This is a genomic window from Flavobacterium olei (assembly GCF_039749035.1).
Lineage (GTDB): Bacteria > Bacteroidota > Bacteroidia > Flavobacteriales > Flavobacteriaceae > Flavobacterium > Flavobacterium olei.
The window spans coordinates 312,363-333,946 of sequence record NZ_JBDKWC010000005.1; the positions used below are offsets into that span (position 1 = coordinate 312,363).

Annotated in this window: 11 protein-coding genes; all 11 read left to right on the forward strand. The window is 36.6% G+C overall.

Going from position 1 to position 21,584, the window contains the following annotated elements; all coding sequences use genetic code 11:
* Positions 1-49: 49 nt before the first annotated feature.
* The 11 genes from ABEB31_RS15110 to ABEB31_RS15160 all read left to right on the forward strand — a co-directional run bounded on the left by ABEB31_RS15110 (position 50) and on the right by ABEB31_RS15160 (position 21,426).
* Positions 50-2,074 carry an aceric acid hydrolase gene (locus ABEB31_RS15110; protein WP_347052467.1) on the forward strand — a complete coding sequence of 675 codons (2,025 nt, stop codon included), beginning with the start codon at positions 50-52 and terminating at the stop codon, positions 2,072-2,074.
* A 225-nt stretch (positions 2,075-2,299) separates the two neighbouring features.
* Positions 2,300-3,286, forward strand: coding sequence for a pectinesterase family protein (locus tag ABEB31_RS15115; RefSeq protein WP_347052468.1), 987 nt, complete (start codon positions 2,300-2,302; stop codon positions 3,284-3,286).
* Between the two features lie 11 nt (positions 3,287-3,297).
* Positions 3,298-4,080 (forward strand): rhamnogalacturonan acetylesterase, encoded by a 783-nt coding sequence (locus tag ABEB31_RS15120; RefSeq protein WP_347052469.1) that lies wholly within the window; start codon positions 3,298-3,300, stop codon positions 4,078-4,080.
* A gap of 689 nt (positions 4,081-4,769) precedes the next feature.
* Positions 4,770-8,168, forward strand: a complete 3,399-nt coding sequence (locus ABEB31_RS15125; protein ID WP_347052470.1) for a SusC/RagA family TonB-linked outer membrane protein — start codon at positions 4,770-4,772, stop codon at positions 8,166-8,168.
* 12 nt (positions 8,169-8,180) lie between these two features.
* A complete protein-coding gene (locus tag ABEB31_RS15130) occupies positions 8,181-10,157 on the forward strand; it encodes a RagB/SusD family nutrient uptake outer membrane protein (RefSeq protein WP_347052471.1) in 1,977 nt (658 codons plus the stop codon).
* Between the two features lie 101 nt (positions 10,158-10,258).
* Positions 10,259-11,968, forward strand: a complete 1,710-nt coding sequence (locus ABEB31_RS15135) for a polysaccharide lyase (protein WP_347052472.1) — start codon at positions 10,259-10,261, stop codon at positions 11,966-11,968.
* A 66-nt stretch (positions 11,969-12,034) separates the two neighbouring features.
* Positions 12,035-12,703 carry a DUF3826 domain-containing protein gene (locus tag ABEB31_RS15140; protein WP_347052473.1) on the forward strand — a complete coding sequence of 223 codons (669 nt, stop codon included), beginning with the start codon at positions 12,035-12,037 and terminating at the stop codon, positions 12,701-12,703.
* 108 nt (positions 12,704-12,811) lie between these two features.
* Positions 12,812-14,518, forward strand: coding sequence for a polysaccharide lyase (locus tag ABEB31_RS15145; RefSeq protein ID WP_347052474.1), 1,707 nt, complete (start codon positions 12,812-12,814; stop codon positions 14,516-14,518).
* A 306-nt stretch (positions 14,519-14,824) separates the two neighbouring features.
* A complete protein-coding gene (locus ABEB31_RS15150) occupies positions 14,825-17,905 on the forward strand; it encodes a DUF6298 domain-containing protein (RefSeq protein ID WP_347052475.1) in 3,081 nt (1,026 codons plus the stop codon).
* 267 nt (positions 17,906-18,172) lie between these two features.
* On the forward strand, positions 18,173-19,570 hold the full coding sequence (locus ABEB31_RS15155; protein WP_347052476.1) for a glycoside hydrolase family 140 protein: 1,398 nt from the start codon (positions 18,173-18,175) through the stop codon (positions 19,568-19,570).
* Positions 19,571-19,857: 287 nt separating this feature from the next.
* Positions 19,858-21,426: a glycoside hydrolase family 28 protein gene (locus ABEB31_RS15160; protein WP_347052477.1), complete on the forward strand. Its 1,569-nt coding sequence runs from the start codon at positions 19,858-19,860 to the stop codon at positions 21,424-21,426.
* Positions 21,427-21,584: the final 158 nt, after the last annotated feature.

Below are 21,584 nucleotides of genomic sequence, written 5' to 3' on the forward strand. Positions count from 1 at the left end.
TTTAGTTTAAATGAACTTATATTACTTATATGGTTCAAAATTATAAAAGATGAAAAGTTTATTAAATGTTTCCCTTAGCTTGTTTTTTGTTGGTGCTGGAGTAATGGCGCAAAACAAAGGATTAGTTGCCAATTCAGAAAGTCCTTATTCGAAATTACAAAGCGTTGGTCTGCAAGATGTAAAATGGACAAATGGATTCTGGAAAGAACAGTTTGATGTCGAAACCAAAAATACATTACCGTATATGTGGGATCTTTATCATAACGATGAAATTTCGCATGCCTACAAAAACTTCCAAATTGCCGCAGGAGAAAGTAAAGGAACTTTTAAAGGCCCTTCTTTTCATGACGGTGATTTTTATAAAATTTTTGAAGGAATGGCCGCTACTTATGCCATTACAAAAGACAAAAAACTGGATGCAGAGATGGATAAAGCGATTGCGCTTTTCGCGAAAGTACAGCGCAAAGACGGTTACATTCATACGCCGGTTTTAATAGATGAACGCTGGGGAACTTTAGGTCCGGAAGAAGTAAAGAAACAATTGGGTTTTGAGAAATACAATATGGGACATTTAATGACTGCGGCCTGCATTCATTATCGTGCTACGGGAAAAACAAATTTTCTGGATATTGCAAAAGGTGTTGCCGATTATTTATATGATTTCTATAAAAAAGCGTCACGTGAACTGGCTCGAAATGCCATTTGTCCTTCTCATTATATGGGAATTGTCGAAATGTACAGAACCGTAAAAGATCCAAAATATCTGGAATTGGCCAATAATTTAATAGACATCCGCGGAACCACAAATGACGGCACAGATGACAATCAGGACAGAATTCCGTTTAGACAACAGACCACTGCCATGGGGCATGCGGTAAGAGCCAATTATCTTTATGCAGGTGTAGCCGATTTGTATGCCGAAACAGGAGAAAAGAAATTATTAGACAATCTGGAATCGATTTGGGATGACGTTGCTTACCGTAAAATGTACATTACGGGCGCTTGTGGTTCTTTGTATGATGGTGTTTCTCCGGACGGGACTTCTTATGATCCTACTGTAGTTCAGAAAATTCATCAGGCATACGGGCGACCATTTCAATTGCCAAATGCAACCGCTCACACCGAAACCTGTGCGAATATTGGGAATGTATTGTGGAACTGGAGAATGCTGCAAATTACAGGAGATGCCAAATATGCAGATATTGTAGAGTTAGCACTTTACAATAGTGTCCTTTCAGGAATGGATTTGGAAGGAGAAAAATTTCTTTATAACAATCCGCTGAATGTTTCTAATGATCTGCCATTTCACCAACGTTGGGGAAATGAGCGTGAAGGCTATATTGCTCTCTCAAACTGTTGTGCGCCTAACGTAACAAGAACCGTTGCCGAAGTTGGAAATTACGCTTACAGTCTTTCTAAAGAAGGTTTGTATGTAAATTTATACGGAAGTAATGCATTAAATACAAAAACTGTAAAGGGAGAAGCGTTAGAAATTGAACAGCAGACGAATTATCCGTGGGACGGAAAAATAACTTTAAAAATAGTGAAAGCGCCAAAAGATTTACAAGCTTTCTTTTTAAGAATTCCCGGATGGAGCCAAAATGCTGAAGTTTCGGTTAATAACTCTAAAATCATACAAAAAATTATTTCAGGTACGTATTTGAAATTAAATCAAAAATGGAAAAAAGGAGATGTTATCGAATTAAATCTCCCGATGCCTGTGGAGTTAATGCAGGCCAATCCATTGGTGGAGGAAATTAAAAATCAGGTTGCGATAAAAAGAGGTCCGATTGTTTATTGTTTAGAATCAGATCAGCTTCCTGCAAAAACGAGTGTTAATGATATTGCTTTGAATGTGACTTCGAAATTTACAACTAATTCTTTTACTTTAAATAACAGAAGTTTAATGAGTATTGAGGCTGAAGCTATTATTTCTGCTGATAATTCGTGGAGTAAAACATTGTACAAACCACTTTCATCGAAAGATGTTACGGCGATTCCTGTAAAATTAATTCCGTATTTTGCCTGGGGAAATAAAGGTAAAGGCGAAATGACAGTTTGGATGTCGCACTAGGTTTTTGAACGCGGATAAAACGGAATTTTTTACGTTTAAAATTTTTTCTAAATGGTAAATCTTTGTCAAAGTTTAAAACTTTGACAAAGATTTACCCTCGAAGATTGTCACCCTGAGCGAAGTCGAAGGACTCGCAAAGATAATCGTCAATCTTCGTAGATCAACTTATGTGTCCTTCAACTTCGCTCAGGATGAAAAAAATGAGATCAATTAATATTAAAAAATATGAAATACATTCTGGCTTTATTTCTACTAACAACAATTTCTTTATCAGCGCAAACGCTTGATAATAAATTAGCTTTAACTGTTGCCCAAGACGGTTCCGGAGATTTCAAAACTATTCAGGAAGCGGTAAATAATGTCAAAGATAATTCAGAAAAACGAGTGGTTATTACCATAAAACCTGGATTCTATAAAGAGAAATTGATTATCCCTGCTTCTAAAACATTTGTTACTTTAAAAGGAACAGACAGAAATAAAAGTATAATTTCGTTTGATGATTATTCGGGAAAACCGCTTCGTGAACCAGATTCATCGGGAAAGACCGCTTTTGGAACAGGCACTTCCCATTCCTTTTTAATTCTGGCCAACGACTGTAAGCTTGAAAACCTAACGGTCGAAAATACGGCAGGACGAGTGGGTCAGGCAGTTGCACTTCACATAAAAAGCGATAGAGTGGCATTGAAAAATTGTAACCTTTTAGGAAATCAGGATACACTTTATTTATCAGAAGGAAATTCCAGAACTTATTTTGAAAACTGTTTCATCAACGGAACAACCGATTTTATTTTTGGTGCCGCTACCGCATATTTTTATAAATGTACTATTGAAAGTCTAATAAACTCTTATATCACCGCTGCTTCAACTCCGCAAGGTCAGGCGTATGGTTATGTCTTTAAAGACTGTAAACTGACAGCCAAAGACAAAACGGTTGATAAAGTATTTTTAGGAAGGCCCTGGAGACCGTATGCACAAACGGTTTTTATTCATACAGATTTGGGTTCGCATATTATTCCGGAAGGTTGGAATGCGTGGACAGACACCAGATTTCCTGATAAAGATAAAACGGCGTATTATGCAGAGTATGGAAGTAAAGGTGCAAGTGCAAAATATTTGTCTCAAAGAGTTTCATGGTCAAATCAATTAGCGAAAAGCGAGATTAAAAAATACGATCGCGATTTAGTATTATGGGGATGGAATCCAAACAAATAAAATATTGGTATATGAAAAATTTCAGAATTCTAATTGCAGCTGTTTTTTCGATTTTGGTATTAAGTGCTTTTAAGTATAAATCAAAAGTGACAACGATTTATTTAATTGGCGATTCTACTGTTGCTGATTACTCATTAGAAGAAAATTATCAGACCAAAAAATTTCCGCAGGTTGGCTGGGGGCAGGTTTTTCAGCCTTTTTTTGCTAAAGACAGTTTAAAATTGGTGAAAAATATTCTAGGAAATGCCAAAGAAGTTAAAATTGATGACAGGGCCAAAGGCGGCAGAAGCACCAGAACATTTTTTCAGGAAGGACGATGGGCAGCTGTTTACAACTCTCTTAAAAAAGGAGATGTTGTAATGATGCAGTTTGGACACAACGACGCTGCAGTAGATAAAACAGAACGTTATGTAACGATTGAAGGTTATAAAGAATTCCTGAGGCTTTTTATAAATCAGACCAAAGAAAAGGGTGCAACTCCAATTGTTCTTACACCGGTTGCAAGAAATTATCCGTGGAAAGATGAAAAATTAGCCAACGTTCACGGTGAGTATCCGCAGGCTGCAATTGATGTTGCCAAAGAATTAAACGTAAAATTTATAGATTTAAATCTATTATCGATGCAATTTTTTACAGCCAAAGGTCAGGATTACGTGACTGCTAATTATTTTATGAATCTTGAAGCCGGAAAATATCCGGGCTATCCTGAGGGACAAAAAGATAATACGCATTTTAAAGTAGAAGGAGGAGTCGAAGTGGCTCGTTTGGTCTTTAACGCTTTGAAGAATTTGTAGCTCAACAAAACATACAATTTTTTTAACACATTCCCGCTAACCGTAGAGTTTATCTTATGTCAGCGGTTTTTTTGTTTTCTTAACCGCATATAAAATGGCTGAAAATGGTCTGTCTATTTTTATTGGTCAGAAATTACTTTTAAAAATATTTTTTTTTTCATTAAAATAATTTAATGTTTTAGAAACCTGCCTGCCACTTCCTGTTCCTTATATTTGTAGGTTTTTTATCGCAGTAGTTACTAAAATCTAATCTTTATCTCTATCGTTTTCGTTAAAAACGCCTTTTTATAACAGCTTATTTATCAGATAGGAGGGTGCAAGGTTTTGCAGAATAAATAACAGATGTTTATTTTTGATAAAAATCTTATTGTTTTTGTGTTGAAATAGGATTGTAAATTCTTTATTAAGCAAACTTTTGTCTTAAATATTCTATTTCATCTACTTTTTTCTTTTGTTTTTTATTAATATTGTTTTTTTTCTGTCTTTTTTTTTGAAATTATGTTATTAAAACAGGATAGAGCAGGACGGTTGTAATATGTCATCGTTATATTTTTGGGATACTAAAATAAATGTATTTTAAACATTTAATAAAATTTATAATTTTCCTTCCACGGAAATTTTGTTATCTTATTAAGATGCGTTTAAACATGACTAACTAACATTTAATAACCTAACCAAAAAAAACATTTATGAAACAAGCACTTATAAAAAGATGTAGTTTTCTTTTGTTTACATTGATGAGCGTAATGAGCTACGCTCAAACTTCAAGTACACAAGTTACGGTAACAGGAACTGTTACGGATAATTTAGGAGGACTATTACCAGGTGTTAACGTTACTGAAAAATCTACTAAAAATTCGGTAACAACAGATTACAATGGAAAGTATCAGATTAAAGTTAAGAGCGGAGGGACTTTAGTTTTTTCTTTCATCGGGATGAAGAAAATAGAAATTCCTTTAAACAATCGTTCCATCGTTAATGCAAAAATGGAAGACGATTTTAATCAATTAGAAAATATTGTAGTAGTTGGTTACGGTAGTCAGAAGAAAAAAGAACTTACCGGAGCTATTGCGACTATCAAGGCAGATGACTTAATGGATTTGCCTGTTACCAATTTATCTGATGCATTAAAAGGATTAGTTCCGGGTGTTAGTGTGACCAGTGGAACGGGACGTCCAGGTGAGGCAGGAAGCGTTCAAATTCGGCAAACTTTCAGTTTATCTAAAGATGGAGGTTTTAATATTCCTCTGATCATTATTGATGATATGATTCAGGTTGATCCTAGTAATGGTAAGCCAACATTAGAACAATTTAACAGATTAGATCCTTCTGAAATTGAGAGTATTACAGTATTGAAAGACGGTTCTGCTGCAATTTATGGTTCACGAGCTTCACAAGGAGCAATTGTGGTAAAGACTAAACGTGGTAAAGCGGGTAAAGCAAAATTCTCGTATAATAGTCAATTTGCTATTAATGACGCTGTTAGCCATAGCAAAGTATTAAATGCTTATGAATTTGGAGTTTTTAGTAACAGGTTTTTTAAATCAAGAATAGCTGCGCCAGCTGTAATTGATCCTGCTACAATTTATTCGGATTCAGAATTGGAGCAAATGAAAAGCTTAGATTATAATTGGCTGGATGAAGCCTGGAAACCTGCTATTCAGCAAAAACACTCTTTCAATGTAAGTGGTGGTAGCGAGGATATTACCTATTTTGCGGGTGCAACTTATCTTACTCAGGATGCTAACTTAGGATATCAAAAATATGATAAATGGAATTTCCGAACTGGTATCAATGCGAAAATTGCTAAGAATTTAGATTTTTCTGCTTCTATTTCCGGAAATGTAGGCTCTATTGATAAAACTTTTACTAAAGCATCGTCAAATATTAGTGACGGTAGTTATGCTTCTGCTGCTGGTGGAGAACAGGCAGATTACGGATTCTTGCTTCACATGCCTCAACATGTGCCGTGGGAAACTGTTGTAGATGGTAAACAATACTACGTATCTCCATTTCCTAATTCAAACAAAAACTTTGGAAGTGCAAATGCGAACAATAATATCGCAGGGTGGAATTACTTTGCGAACTTAAATAATGGTTCACACCAAATTACCGATGATAACACATTCAATGTAAATGCTTCGTTAAATTATAAAGTAGCTGCAGTTAAAGGATTATCTTTCAAGGTAACATATTCCAGAAATCAGACTTCATCTTACACAGAGCAAATTCAATTACCCTACGATTTAGTTAGAATTAGAGATTATCAATTGCAGGATAGACACTTAGCAAGCGCTGCTAATAATAGTTTCTATAATGCAACTACAAATCCGACGGGAAGCTATGTTTTAGAGACAAACGTAAGAAACTCAAGAGTTTATTATAATAATACAGACGGAAAAAGTACTCAGGGAGATTTCCTGATTAATTATGACAGAACTTTTGGAGATCACCAGGTGGGTGCTATGGTAGGTGGAGAGGCCTCAGAGATCTACAATACCTTTACACGTTTAGCTTATGAAAATACAGGTAAAGATTATTTAGGAGATTATCGTACAGCGGGAACTTTAAGTACATCTAATAGCCAGGCTACAAAAGTAGAAGGAGGAACTTTATCTTATTTTGGACGTTTGAATTATAGCTTTAAACAAAAATATTTGTTCCAGTTTATTTTGCGTAGTGATGCTTCGACAAAATTTGCACCAGAGAACTATTGGGGAACTTTCCCATCTGTTCAGGTGGGTTGGGTAATGTCTAAAGAGCAATGGTTTGAAAAAAGTGTTCCATGGGTTGACTTTTTTAAACTTCGTTACTCAATTGGTAAAACAGGTAAAGATAATATTCAGCCTTGGAGATGGGAACAATATTATGATCTTATTGTGGATAAAGGTTTTCAATTCGGTCCCGGTACTGCTACTAGTGGAGGCGGATATAACGGTAATGGTTTAACACCTAGAGTAAATCCTAACAGAAATGTAACATGGGATACTACCATAAAAAACAACTTTGGTGTTGATATTAATTTGTTAAAAAACAGATTAAGTATCACTTATGATTACTACTACGATAAGAATAAAAATATGTTGACAGACATGAGTAGTGCAGTTGGCGTTCCAATTTCTGTAGGGGGAGCATATGCTGAGCAAAACTATGGTCAGATTGATGCCTGGGGACATGAATTTAGCATTAACTGGAGTGATAAAATCAAAAGCAATTTGAGTTACAATGTTGGAATTAACTTTAGTTATAATGACAATGAAGTTAAAAAATATCCTGATCAGGGAAATTTAGTTCCTTCTAATAATACTACCAGAGTTGGATATTCATCATTTAACCCTGTTTGGGGATTTTCAGTGTGGAAAGGAACATCAACAGGAGACGGTATTTTACGTACAGATGAAGATATTGCAAACTACTGGGCATACTTAACAGAACGTGCTACTGCAGTTGGAGGAGTGCCAAGATATTTAGATATCAATTCTGTTGCCGGAATGAGAAAAGGATCTTTGGCTTATCAGGATGTTGCCGGAAATCTTAATCCAGATGGAACTTTGGCACCAGCAGATGGGCAAATCATGAAAGACAACGATTACGTGAAATTAGCTAACAGCAGCAGAACTTATGGTTTTACAACAAATCTAGGTTTTAAATATGACAATTTTTCTTTAAGAACTCAAATCTCAACTTCTTGGGGAGGGGCTAATTTCGTAGATCTGGTAAATCAGGGTACATCATCCGCACACAATATGTGGTCTCGTGAAAGTTTCTGGAGCGATATGTATGGTGAGGATAATCCAAATGGAAAATATCCAAACGTAGCACAATGGAGTTATATGTCCAGTCCATCAGATTTCTGGCAACTAAATACTTTCCGTTGTTTTGTTAGAAACTTAAGTCTTAATTATGATCTTCCTAAGAAAATTTTTGCAGACACAAAAATCGCTGCTATAACATTGGGAATAACGGGTAATAACCTTTGGGATCTATATAATCCATATCCGGATCATTACAGAAATATGTATGATAGTTCTTCGGTAAATTATCCTACACTTAGAACGTGGTCACTTAATTTTAATGTATCATTCTAATCAAAATTAACTATGAAAACACCATTTAAATATATAACGTTATCACTACTTCTTGCTGTAGGTGCTGCCTCATGTAGTGATGATTTTCTAAGAGACAAGAAAGGGTATGGCTTGTACGATGACACTTTCTACCAGACACAGGAACGTGCACAGGCTTATGTAGACAATCAATATTACGATTTTTATAATGCGTATAAATCACCAACTTCTACTGTAATTGGACTTTATACAGATGCCAACTCAAGATTGACAGAGGAGCTTGGAGGTACTCAGGATTTTATCAATCCTAATAAAACTATTATAAACGCAGCTGATGCCAGCAGTTACTACGGAGCAAAATTAGCCACCAGTATCAATAACCATCCTTATAATAGAATTAGAGAATGTAATGCCTTTTTAGAAGATATTGATGTAAAGGGTTCCAATCTGGACAAAACGTTTCGTGATCAGGCAAAAGGACAAATTTATTACATGCGTGCTATGCAGTATTTTGATTTGATGCGCGTTTATGGAGGAGTTCCTATTGTTACCACTGTTCAAAATGCCTCCGCAAATGATCCGTCAATCCAGCTTCCGAGAGCAAAACCTTCAGAAGTAGTAGATCAAATTGTTAAGGACTTAGATATGGCAGCATCATTATTACCAGGTAACTGGGCCTCTGGTGCATATGGCCGTTTTACAAGAGGTGCAGCGTTAGCTCAAAAATCAAGAGTGCTTTTAACCTTTGCAAGTCCTTTATTCAACAAAAATTGGGATGGTTCAAACGAACGTTGGGAAGCTGCGCTAAAAGCAGGTCTTGAAGCAGAAGCTCAGTTGACAGCTGATGGTTACGGACTTTACGGAAGCAATGCAAAACAATGGGAACAAATGTTTTTAATTGATAATGCATTTTGTTCTGAAGCAATTGCAGTACAGCTTTGCGGAACTGGTAATCTTTCTCAGGCAATTAATAATTCATGGGAAAAAGGAATTCGTTTATTAAGTTTAGGAGGAACTGGCGGAGGTGTAGCAGCTCCAAAAGAAATGATCGATTTATTTCCAATGGCAGATGGTAAAAGACCAACTACTGCAAATGGTTACAACGATTTCACTTTTTTCCTTAACAGAGATCCGAGATTCTACAGAACATTTGCTTTCTCAGGTGTTAAATGGGGATCAAAGGAAACTCCAAATTCCGTTCTATGGGCATATAGATGGGTAGATGCCAGTAATAAAGCTGGTTTTTCTGATGGGAACACTGCTATTTCAAGTCCTGCATTTATTAGAAAAATGAGTAATACTGCAGCTAGTAAAGAAACAAACTTCCAATACTCCGGAACAGACATTTTTGAATATCGTTATGCTGAATTATTATTGAATATTGCTGAATGTTATGCCGCATTAGGACAAACAAATAATACATTGGCTTATTTAGGAAGAATTAGAAATCGTGTTGGAATTCCTGCTACCAATAATTACGGGATTGGGACACTTTCAGACAAATATCAGGCGATCGAAGCCGTATTATACGAGCGTAGAGTTGAGTTAGCCTATGAAGGAAAACGTTTTTGGGATGTTCAGAGATGGATGCTTTACGATAATGAAACTCTTCCTGGTGTTACTGGTGGTACTGTTAGTAAATTAGGTTTAACGCCAATTAACGGAACAAAACGTACTGGAAATTTTTTACAATACAGAGTGTCAACAACTTCTGCAACAACAGATCCATTGGCTGCTGCCCGTGCAAGCATAGTTGCTGATCCGGATGCGGCAAATTTCCAAACTCAGTTAACAACATTGGCTACGTTTTATACTACCAATTTCATTCGTACCAATTTAGTTACACCAATGGATAATTTTAACGGTGCAGCTGTTAATATCAAATTCAATCCAAATTATTATATCAATGGTCTTAATACAACTGCATTAACTTCAAATCCTTGGTTATTACAAACTATTGGGTGGAATGATAATTTTGGAGGACAAGGAACTTTCAATTACCAGGAATAAATTTATTTAGATTAAAAAGAATTATATATAACTTTTCACCTGTATTCGTCAAAAGATACAGGTGATTTGTTTAAAAAGAATTACCATAATAAAAAATTAACATGAAAAATTCTGCATTATTTATCGCAACGCTGCTTTTTTTGGGAAGTGCAAAATGTTTTGCTCAATATCCGAAGATAAGTCCAGAAGTTCAGGCTCAGGAAAAAGCAATTAAAGAAGAAGCCCAAAGACTTTCTGATGAAGCATGGACAAAAGCTTTAGTGGTTATTGAAGAAGAAGCTAAACATGGTAAACCGTATATTCCCTGGGCATCTCGTCCAACTGATTTACCGCAAGCTGAGATTCCTGCTTTTCCTGGTGCAGAAGGCGGAGGAATGTACACTTTTGGAGGAAGAGGCGGTAAAGTTTACACTGTAACCAGTCTTGAAGATCGTGGGCCGGGAACTTTACGTGAAGCTTGTGAACAAGGTGGAGCAAGAATAATAGTGTTTAATGTTGCCGGAATTATCAGACTTAAAAGTCCGTTAATTATTCGTGCGCCGTATATTACAATTGCAGGTCAGACTGCACCTGGAGACGGAATTTGTATTGCAGGTGAATCAACCTGGATTGATACCCATGATGTCATTATTAGACACGTACGTTTTCGTCGTGGAGAAACTTTTGTAGGACGCCGTGACGATGCAATTGGAGGAAATCCTGTTGGAAATATTATGATCGACCACGTTTCAGCAACCTGGGGATTAGACGAAAACATGTCCATCTACAGACACATGTACAATCCTGGAGCAGGTTATCCGGATATTAAAGTGGGAACTGTAAATATTACAATTCAGAATAGTTTGTTCGGAGAAGCTCTTGATACTTACAATCATGCTTTCGGAAGTACTTTGGGAGGAGAAAATTGTTCTTTCATGAGAAATATGTGGGCAAATAATGCAGGAAGAAATCCTTCCATTGGATGGAACGGAATTTTCAATTTCGTAAACAACGTAGTTTTCAACTGGTACAACAGATCTACAGATGGTGGAGATTATACTGCAAATTATAACATTATCAATAATTTCTACAAACCAGGTCCTGTAACTGATCTAACACAGCCAATCAGTTACAGAATTTTAAAACCGGAATCAGGAAGAAGCAAATTACCTTATATGGTTTTTGGTAGAGCTTATGTTAATGGAAACGTTGTAAACAATAATCCTAAAGTGACTAAAGACAACTGGGATGGCGGAATTCAGCTTGAAAATAAAAAAGGCGAATTAATGTCTTATGATGAAGCTAAAGAATACTTTGCTAAAATGAAGACCGACAAGCCTTTCCCAATGCCTTGGTTCAATAAATTCATGACAGCAGAGGAATCGTATGAATTTGTTCTTAAAAATGTTGGGGCAACTTTACCAATCAGAGATAAAGTAGACGAAAGAATCGTAAGAACAGTAAAAACTGGAGTTCCGGAATATGCAAAAGGATTAGAGAAAAAAGAATTCTATCAGTTCGAACACAGACGTCTACCAATGGATTCATACAAAAAAGGAATTATTACAGATATTTCTCAGGTTGGAGGATATCCGGAATATAAAGGAAAGCCTTACGTTGATACAGACAAAGACGGTTTGCCGGATGCATGGGAGAAAAAATACGGTTTAAATCCAAATGATCCTTCAGATGCACAGGGAGATTTAAACGGAGACGGATATTCTAATATTGAAGATTATATCAACGGAGTTAATCCAGCAATTAAAGTAAACTGGAAAGATCTGGCGAATAACAAGGAAACTTTGGTAAGACCTTTATTAGATTTAAAATAAGGAACAATTTTTGAAAACATTCTTGTTGTTTAATGAGAATGTTTTCAAATACTTAAAAGAAATATTATGGTACTTGATAAAATACATGCAATCTTATTATCACTGGTTTTTGCCTTTTCAACTTTAAGCGCACAACAGCATTTAGATCCTGAATACGTAAAAGTTACCAACGAAAGAGCGGCTAAAATTGTAGTAAAATTAGATTTGAAAAACGAAGCCAAAGAAAAGGCAGTTTCAAATATAATTGCACAGCAGTTTAGGGACTTAACTGAAATTCAGGACGGAAGAGATGCTGAAATTAAAAAAGTAAAAGAAGATACCAGTTTAGCCAAAGAAAAGCAAAACGAAAAGATTGACAAACTGAAATCAAAAGCAGACGAATCAATCGCAAAACTGCATAAATCTTACCTTAAAAAATTAGGTAAAGAATTGTCAGAAGACAAAATCACTGAGGTAAAAGACGGAATGACATATGGAGTGCTTCCCATCACGGTTGCAGGTTACAACGATATGCTTCCAAATTTAACAGCAGAGCAAAAAGATTATATTTATAAAGCTTTAGTTGAAGCCAGAGAACACGCAATGGATGGCGGATCTTCTAAAGAGAAACACGGCTGGTTTGGAAAATACAAAGGAAGAATCAACAATTATTTATCAAAACAAGGCTACGATTTAAATAAAGAAAGTGCTGACTGGCACAAACGTGTTGAAGAAAGAGAGAAAGAGAAAAAGTAGTCCTTAGTTCTTAGATTTTTAGTCCATAGTCAATTCACTAACTAAAAAGCTAAGAACTAATTACTAAAAAAACTAAGGACTAACCAACTAACTACTAAGGACTATAAAATGAATAATATTTCTCCAAACCGTACTTTAAAAAGAACATTAATGGCCTTTTCATTTTGTTCGCTTGTTTCTTCGGCGTATGCGCAATATCCCGTAATTCCGAAACCGGTACAGGAAAAAGCAGATGCCATTTTAGCTGATGAAGAAAAAAGGCTAAATGAAATTTGGACAGCCAATTATCATATTATTAAAGAAGAAGCAAAACAGGGAAAACCTTATTTGCCGTGGGCTTCTTACCCAAAAGATTTTGTTCAGGCTGATATTCCGGCATTCCCGGGTGCAGAAGGAGGAGGAGCATATACGCAAGGTGGAAGAGGCGGCAAAATCTTTGTAGTCACTAGTTTAGCAGACAGCGGAAAAGGAACTTTTCGTGAAGCATGTGAAGCAGTTGGCGCAAGAACCATTGTATTTAATGTTTCTGGAATAATCAAACTTGAAAAAAGAATCAGCATGCGTGCGCCTTACGTAACCATTGCGGGACAAACTGCACCGGGCGACGGAATTTGTATTGCAGGCGAAACTTTAGAAATAGACACGCACGATGTAATTATCAGACACATGCGTTTCAGACGCGGTGCAACAGAAGTTACCAGAAGAGACGATGCTCTTGGCGGAAACCCAATGGGAAATATCATCATAGATCATTGCTCGGTAAGCTGGGGATTAGACGAAAACATTTCGCTTTACAGACATCAGTTTGCAGCAAATGAGAAATCGAAACTGGAGAAGTTACCAGCTTGTAATATTACTATACAAAACACCATTTCGGCAGAAGGTCTAGACACTTACAATCACGCTTTCGGAAGTACAATTGGTGGATTAAACAGTACTTTTATGCGTAATTTATGGGCAGATAACATTTCCAGAAATGCTTCTATCGGAATGTATGGCGACTTTAATTTTGTGAATAATGTAGTTTTTAATTGGTGGAATCGTACTTTAGACGGAGGAGATTATCGTTCGATGTTAAACATCATCAATAATTATTTTAAACCCGGACCAATTACACCGGCAGATCAGCCAATTCGTTACAGGATTGTAAAACCGGAGTCAGGTTATATTCAGCCCAAACAGTATGGAAGAGCATATGTTTCAGGAAATTTCATGGCAGGCTCTCCGGAAGTTACAGCCGATAACTGGAATGGCGGAGTGCAGTTGGAAGATCAAAACTCAGAAGCAACTAAAGAATTTTTAGCAGCAATCAAACAGCCAAAACCATTCTCAATGCCTTCATTTAAAATTATGAAAGCAGAAGAAGCGTATGAATTTGTTTTGACGAATGTTGGAGCGACCATCCCCAAAAGAGACGCAGTTGATGAAAGAGTGATCAAGCAAGTCCGAACCGGTAAGATTGAAGTGAAAGACGGTTTAGAAAATGCAATTGGAAAAGAATTCATTAAAAGAAGACTTCCTGCAGATTCATACAAGAAAGGAATTATTACGCATCCTGATCAAGTTGGCGGTTATCCAACTTATAAAGGAAAAGCTTATAAAGATTCTGATAACGACGGAATTCCGGATGCCTGGGAGAAGAAATACGGTTTAAATCCTAATGACGCAGCAGATGCGAACAAAGATTCAAACGGAGACGGTTATACCAATATTGAAAAATATTTCAACAATATTGATCCAAACCAAAAAGTAGACTGGACGAAATTGGATAATAATGTTGATACTTTGGCTAAAGTAAAATCTTTGGTGCAATAGTTTCAAACTTTGTAAACCTGACAGGTTTTTAAAACCTGTCAGGTTTAATTGGCGTAAAGTATACTCGTTAAGTTTGTCATTTCTACGAAGGAGAAATCACACTAGAAACTCGACAACAGTGGGTGAATCCCGAGTGCGATTTCTCCTTCGTCGAAATGACAAGATTGAGGAAATACTTAACTTTAGAAAATCTAAAATCTATCCCGAGGCTTCGGGACTGAAATCTAAAATATACTAAAAGTGAATTTCACTAAACAAAATATAATCCATTACATTAAAAACACATTAGTAATAATGTGTTTTGCCATGTCTATAAATATCAAAGGCCAAACCACTTTCCCGGACATTGTAAAAACCAAAGAAGGTAAACTTACTTTCACAGCAGACAATCAGGGAAACAAAATCCCAGATTTTTCTTTTGCCGGATATATGGCATCAGAAAAAGCCATTCCGAATGTGGAAAATAAAATTTTTGTCCCAAAACAAGAACAAGACGCAACACAAAAAATACAAACTGCAATTGATCATGTAAGTAATTTAAAACCAGATAAAACTGGTTTTCGCGGAGCGGTACTTTTAGACAAAGGAACATTCAAAGTAAGTGGCACTTTATACATCAGAAAATCGGGAGTTATTCTTCGCGGAAGCGGCAATACAGAAAACGGAACCATTCTTTTAGGAACCGGATTAGAAAGAGAAGCGTTAATCAGAGTTCTCGGAATTGACGATAGAAAATACAACGAAACCTACGAATTAGCAACTGCTTTTTCTCCGCTGGGAAAACAAAAAATCCAACTTAAAAATGCCTCAAAATTAAAAGTTTCAGACGAAATTATCATCAGCAGACCGTTGACCGATACTTGGATCAAAGAAATGAAAATGCAGGATTTTGGTGGAGAAACTTCATGGATCGGCTGGAAAAAAGGCGATTGGGATGTTAACTGGAATCGGGTTGTAACCAATATCAGCGGAAGCGAAATCACTTTAAACGCTCCGTTAACCATGGCTTTAGAAGAAGTGTACGGACAAGCAAAAGTAATGTCGTATTCATGGAGTGGAAGAATAGAACAAAACGGGATCGAAAATATTTTAATAAAATCAACCTTCAACGCATCAAATCCAAAAGACGAAGAGCACAGATGGCAGGCAATCAGTATTGAAAATGCCAGAAATGCGTGGGTAAAACAAGTTAATTTTAAACACTTTGCAGGCGGTGCGGTTACGCTGTTAAAAACTACACAGCAAATTACAGTTGAAGATTGTATTGCAACAGAACCTGTTTCTGAAATCGCTGCCTTTAGGCGCCATACTTTTTATACAGAAGGTCAGCAGACTTTGTTTCAGCGTTGTTATTCAGAATTCGGATATCATGATTTTGCGGTTGGAGGGTTTGGAACCGCGGGACCAAATGCGTTCGTGCAATGCGAATCTCACATGCCGTTTGAAAACAGCGGCGCAATCGGAAGCTGGGCAACCGGAGTTTTATTCGATATCGTAAACATCGACGGAAAAGAATTAAGTTACAACAACAGAGAGCAAGACGGAAGAGGAGCCGGATGGACAGCCGGAAACAGCGTTTTCTGGGAATCATCGGCATCAAAAATAGAATGTTACAGTCCGCCGACAGCTTTAAACTGGGCTTTTGGAGTTTGGGGGCAATTTGCAGGAAACGGAATCTGGAAAGATGTAAACGGACATGTTAGTCCGCGTAGTTTGTTTTACGCACAATTAGAAAACCGTTTAGGAAAACTTCCTACGCCATCTTATATCTACGATTTAGGTTCAGAGCCTTCGTCGAGTCCGACAAAAGAAGTAGCGAAAGAATTAACCAACAACTCGGTTACAATTGCAAAAACGTTATCAGAATGGATTAATGAAGTTGCAAAACAAAATCCGATTGATATTAATAATGCAAAACTTAAAAATGCGAATGATTTAAAAATTGTTGCCGATAAATCACCAGCTTCAACTTCAAAAATAAAAATCGAAAATGGTTTATTGACTTTCGAAGGGAAATTAATTGCCGGAAAAGAAACCAATGTAGCATGGTGGAGAGGAAGTTTGATTGACGATGATGTAAAAAAATCAACACCGCACATAACTCGTTTTGTACCAGGAAGAACCGGAGTCGGATTGACAGATCAGGTTGAAGAAACCGTAAATTACCTGACTAAAAATAATATTGTAGCTTTAGAACACAATTATGGTTTATGGTACGACCGCAGAATGGACGATCACGAACGCGTTCGCCGTATTGATGCCGATGTCTGGCCTCCGTTTTACGAACAGCCATTCGCGAGAAGCGGTCAGGATTTGGCATGGGATCATTTAAGCAAATACGATTTGACAAAATTTAATGATTGGTATTGGAATCGTCTTGCAGCTTTCGCAGCTTTGGCAGAACCAAACGGGCAGTTGTTAATCAATCAGCAATATTTTCAGCACAATATACTAGAAGCCGGTGCGCACTGGTCAAGTTCTCCGTGGCGTTCGGCAAATAATATCAACAGCACAGGTTTTCCGGAACCACCGCCGTATGCAGGAGACAAGCGTATTTTTATGGCGGAACAGTTTTATGATATTACAAATCCGCAGAGAAGAAAGTTACATCAGGGATTCATTCGTAAATCTTTAGAAAACTTTCAGGAAAACAGCAATGTAATTCAATTAACAAGTGCCGAATATACTGGTCCGTTGCATTTTATGGAATTCTGGCTGGACGAAGTTCAAAAATGGAAAGACGAAACCGGTAAAAAAGGTTTAATCGGTTTAAGCGCTACAAAAGATGTTCAGGATGCTATTTTGAATGATGCCAAAAGAAACAAAACGGTGGATGTAATCGACATTCGTTATTGGTATTACAAAGAAGACGGATCAGCATACGCACCGGAAGGCGGTGTAAATTTAGCGCCACGCCAGCACGCCAGAAAACTAAAAACCGGAAAAGAAACAGACAATCAGGTTTATCGCGCGATTAGCGAATACCGCCAAAAATATCCTGAAAAAGTAGTTTTATATTCTACAGACGGATCTTCAAGATTTGGATGGCCGGTTTTAATGGCCGGAGCGTCATTGCCTAACCTTCCAAAAATTGAATTGCCGCAATTTTATTCCGCTTTAAGCGAAATGAAACCAGCAGGCGGCAACAAATACAGTGACAATCTTTGGACATTAGAAAACAAAGGAAAAAGTTATTTGTTCTATATAAAAAATGATCAGGAGATTTCAATCGACTTATCCAATCAAAAAGGAACTTTTGAAGTATACGAAATTAACACATCAACAGGAAAAATAACAAAAAAAGCAAACATAAACGGAGGAAAACAAGTAACGATTCCGCAAACCGAAATAAAAGAAAAAGCGCTATTTGTAATGAAGAAGAATTAGTCCGCAGATTCCACAGATTAAACGGATTTACACGAATCATTTAAAATCAGCTTAATCTGCAAAATCTGCGACAGTAAAAAAAAATTTCACGCAGATTTAAAAAGATCAAAGCAGATTCAACAGATTTTTAAAATTAAATCTGCGGAAATCAGCTAAAATCAGCAAAATCTGCGTGAAATAATTATAAGACAAAGCTTGGATAAAATCCATTAAATCAGTATAATCTGTGCCAAAAAACAAAAATATAATTCCAAAATAACCCAAAAAATGAATCTGAAACTAAAATCTTTATACGCCCTAAGTATTCCCTTTTTGTTTGCAGTACAAAGCGGATTTTCGCAAGCAAAAACAAAAAAATTACCACAACTAAAAGTTTCTCAAAATCAGCATTATTTTGTGACTGATAATGAAAAACCATTTTTCTGGTTGGGCGATACAGGCTGGCTGACATTTGGAAAACTGGACAGAGCAGGAATAGATAAGTATTTTAAGGACCGAAAAGACAAAGGTTTCAATGTTGTTCAGGTAATGGTTTTGCATAATATTAATGCAGTAAATGTCTATGGTGATGCCGCTTTGATCAACGAAGATGTTTCTAAACCCTTTATAACTTCTGGGAATAATTTCAAAAGTGCAGCAGAATATGATTATTGGGACCATGTAGATTACACTTTGGATGTGGCTCAGAAAAACGGAATTTATATGGCAATGGTTCCGGTTTGGGGAACAAATGTTTCTAAAGGAAATAAAGTAAGCAAAGAACAAGCGGCAGTTTACGCTAAATTTTTGGCTGACCGATATAAAAACAGAACCAACGTAATCTGGTTAAACGGCGGAGACACACACGGAAACGAGTTTCAGGATATCTGGAACGAAATCGGAAATACTTTAAAAATCAACAATCCGGATCAGTTAGTGTCTTTTCACCCTTTTGGAAGAACCGATTCTTCAGAGAATTTTCATAATGCAAAATGGCTGGATTTTAATATGTTTCAATCAGGCCACAGAAGATACGATCAGGATTCAATCAAAACAAATTTCAAAGAAGACAATTACAAATTTGTTCTAAGAGATTTCGAATTAACACCAACAAAACCAACATTGGACGGAGAACCATCGTACGAAGCAATTCCACACGGACTGCACGATACTTTGCAACCCAAATGGACGGCAAATGATGTTCGCCGTTACGGATATTGGTCCGTCCTTTCTGGCGCTGCAGGTTATACTTACGGACATAATGCCGTAATGCAAATGTTTAGAAAAGGCGACAAACCCGCGTATGGAAATAAAGAATTATGGACAAGCGCCATCAATGCACCGGGAGCAAAACAAATGGTTTATATTAAGAAGCTAATGGAAGAATTTCCGTTTTTAGAAGGAACTCCGGATGTTTCATTGGTTGTTAATCAGGGAGAAAAATACGATTATATTCCGGCACTAAGAGGGCAAAATTATGCCTTGCTATATACCTACAATGGAAGAATAATAGAAGTAAAACTAGGAAAAATTTCCGGTGATAAATTTGAAGCCATCTGGTATAATCCAAGAAATGGCAAAAAAACAAAAATCGGAACCTATGAAAATAAAGGAACTCAAAATTTTCAGCCAGAAGGCAAAAAAGAAGACGGTAATGACTGGGTTTTGATTTTGAAATCGAAGTAAAAATTAATGATTCAGAGACCTGAGAGGTTTTTAAAACCTGTCAGGTCTAATCACAGTAACCATAATCTTGTCATCCCGAGGAACGAGGGATCTCCGCAAGAAACTCTACAAAGTTGCTCAAGCATGACGAGCTACTCGCAGAGATTTCTCCTTCGTCGAAATGACAAAAAATGAGAATAAAATTTTTCACGCAGATTTAAAAAGATCAAAGCAGATTTAACAGATTTTAATAATAATAATCCGCTAAAATCTAAAAAAATCTGCGTGAAACCAAAAACAACACAACTATGAAAAACATACTAATCATACTCTTCTTCATAACTGGATTTAACACCGCTTTCGCGAATGACGGCTGGCTGAATATCCTGAACGAAGGAGGAAACAACAAAGGAATAAAATGCACCGGAGCTATTCAAAATGCCATTGAAAAAGCATCAAAAAATGGCGGAGGAACCATTTTCTTTCCTGCCGGTGAATATTTAACCGGAGCTTTAAAACTAAAAAGCAACATTACGATTCACTTAGATTCGGGTGCGCTTTTAAAATTTTCAGAGAATTTTGATGATTATTTACCTTTTGTAGAAATGCGTTACGAAGGATTAATGATGAAAACTTTCTCGCCATTATTCTACGCAAAAGATGCCGAAAACATCACCATAAAAGGAAGAGGAGTAATCGACGGACAAGGAAAAGCATGGTGGAATGAAGTGTACCGAATCGAATCTGCAAAGGGCCCGATTCCGGAAACGAAATACCAAAAAATGTGGGGTGAGCAAAATCCCGGAATGGTTTACGAGCCTTACTATAAAAGAACAATGGACAAAAAGTTTTTCAGACCTGCTTTCTTTCAGGTTTTAAATTGCAAAAATATTTTGATTGAAGGCGTTACGTTTCAAAATTCGCCTTTTTGGACAATCAATCCGGAGTTTTGTGATAATGTCACGATCACGGGAATTACAATTTTTAATCCACATTCGCCAAATACCGACGGGATAAATCCTTCTTCCTGTAAAAACGTTCATATTTCAAACTGCCACATCAGTGTGGGAGATGACTGTATTACAATTAAATCTGGAAGAGACGCCGACGGACGTAAATACGGAATTGCAACAGAAAATGTTACGATCACAAACTGTACCATGTTAAGCGGTCACGGCGGTGTTGTTATTGGAAGCGAAATGTCGGGTGGAATCAAAAAAATCACGATTTCAAATTGTGTTTTCGACGGAACAGATCGCGGTATCCGTATCAAATCGGCTCGCGGAAGAGGCGGAGTTGTAGAAGACATTCGTGTAGATAATATCGTGATGAAAAACATCAAAGAAGAAGCTTTTGTATTGAGTCTTTTCTATGATAAAGACACCAAACAAGAACCTGTAACAGAGAAAACGCCAATTTTTAGAAACATTCACATGAGTAACATCACGGGAACGAATGTCAATAAAGCCGGAGCGATTTTAGGAATTGCAGAAATGCCGGTTCAGAACATTTCGTTTTCAAATATAAACATCGAAGGAAAAGAAGGTTTTGAAGTAAATACCGCAACAGATGTTGAATTTCACGATGTAAAAGTAAATGCGTCAGTTGGTTCTTCATTCAAAATTTCAGATTCTAAAAACCTGATTCTGGATAATGTTGGATCGTCAACACCAATAAAAGCAGTTCCGGTTATTAAACTGAATAATGTTTCTAATTTGATGATCAATAATAATTTCCCTTTTAATGCAACCGATATTTTTATCGAAGCCGACGGGAAAGAAACGAAAAATGTATTCGTAAAAAATAATGTTTTTAATAATGTTTCGACTCCAATAAAAAAAGGAAAAGATTTAGATAAAAAAGCAATTACAGAATAAAAGCAACGATAGAAATCTTTGTCAAAGTTTAAAACTTGGACAAAGATTTCAGCTGTTTTGCACTCCTGCAATCCCGAAGCTTCGGGATGAAACCTTGTAGGTGTAATTACGAGAACTTAAAAATACCTACAAGGTTTTGGAAACATTGCAGGAAAATA